This window comes from Moraxella sp. I5G (assembly GCF_055193055.1).
In genome coordinates this window covers 1-1,411 of sequence record NZ_JBUXLH010000036.1, presented here as the reverse complement: position 1 = coordinate 1,411, position 1,411 = coordinate 1, and the positions used below count along the sequence as shown (strand labels likewise).

The 1,411-nt window shown below is 34.7% G+C and carries 2 protein-coding genes; both read left to right on the top strand.

Annotated elements, in window-relative coordinates:
* On the top strand, positions 1-524 hold a 524-nt coding region (locus tag ACZBKJ_RS09805), incomplete at its 5' end, for a hypothetical protein (RefSeq protein ID WP_463200908.1).
* 9 nt (positions 525-533) lie between these two features.
* Positions 534-1,085, top strand: a complete 552-nt coding sequence (locus tag ACZBKJ_RS09800) for an SMI1/KNR4 family protein (protein WP_463200907.1) — start codon at positions 534-536, stop codon at positions 1,083-1,085.
* Positions 1,086-1,411: the final 326 nt, after the last annotated feature.

Below are 1,411 nucleotides of genomic sequence, written 5' to 3'. Positions count from 1 at the left end.
CGGAGAATAAGGCTGACCCTAATCAGACATCTTACCTTAATAGAAATGGTAAGGCTAATGAAATAAGTATTGCCACAGCAACTGTTACCACCAAAGATAGTAAAACCATCCACTATCTAGCAGTCAGTGGTAAAAGTTGGAGTGGTCATGCCCCTGATAAAGTAACCATTCATGGTAAAGAATATCAGGTGCTAAGAGATGAGGCTTATACAGGTAAAGTATTATCAGATGGTTCAAAAGAAAAAGTATTGCCTGACCATATTAATCCTGATAATAATCAGTACAACGGCAATCATGCTGAAAAGAAAATCATGAGCCATATCACCCAACAAAATCAAAATAGTGCCAATGCCAATATTGATAGCATTCAATTAAATATTCAAAATACATCAGATGAATTTAAGGGTGCTTGCTATGGCTGTGGCGGTCAAGATGGTATGGGTGGTACAATAGAGGACTTTAAAAATCTTAATAAAGATTTGAAAATCCGCATTGAACACGGTTCAACAGGTACAAGACCTTAGGAGTAATTTATGAGTAATTTGGTTCAAGCGTTGTTAAGCATCAAAAACCCACGCAACAACTTCATCGAACGCCCTGAACTAATTCAGGGCTATACCGAAGATGAGATTAAACAAATTGAACTAAAGTATGATTTTCCAATCCATGGTCAATTTAAAGAATTGCTAATGACTATGGGTAAATGTTCGGGTGGGATATTGCGCGGAGATGATATATATATATATAGAGAGACAAGAGATGAGCATGACTTTTCTGACGCCATGAGACAAGAGATACACGAAGACCTAGACTGCCAAGAATTTATTAAAAATATGGGTAATATCAATTTTGTAGAAAAAAAATATTTTGAGTTTGCAGGCATAAATGAGCATATGATTAAGTATTTTATGCTTCTTGCAAATCAAGACGACACTATCTATGAATGGGATACTAATGAAGATACTGTTAGGGAATTCGGCACCCTATTTGATTTTTTAAAATATTATCGCCAAATTATAGGTTCGGATATTACTGGTCAAAATAATGAAGTATTTAAAAGATTAACCACAGGTAGATTATTATGAACAATCTAATCCAAACCCTATTATCCATCAAAAACCCACGCAATAATTTCATCGAACGCCCTGAGCTTATTCAGGGCTATACCGAAGATGAAATCAGATAAATTGAACTAAAGTATGATTTTCCAATCCATGGTCAATTTAAAGAATTTTTAATGACGATGGGTAAATGTTCGGGTGGGTTGTTATTTGGTGATGAGATATATATAGAGATACAAGAAAAGAGTATTATTTTTCTGAAAACTTTGCCAAAGATGTACAGCAGGATATACAGGATGATCCAGATAGCCGAGAATTTGTTAAAAAAATGAGCAATATCAACCTAGTAG

What these genes read in the sequence shown, in the direction of transcription:
- ACZBKJ_RS09800 (WP_463200907.1), top strand. Translation starts at nt 534, where the DNA reads ATGAGTAATTTGGTTCAAGCGTTGTTAAGCATCAAAAACCCACGCAAC.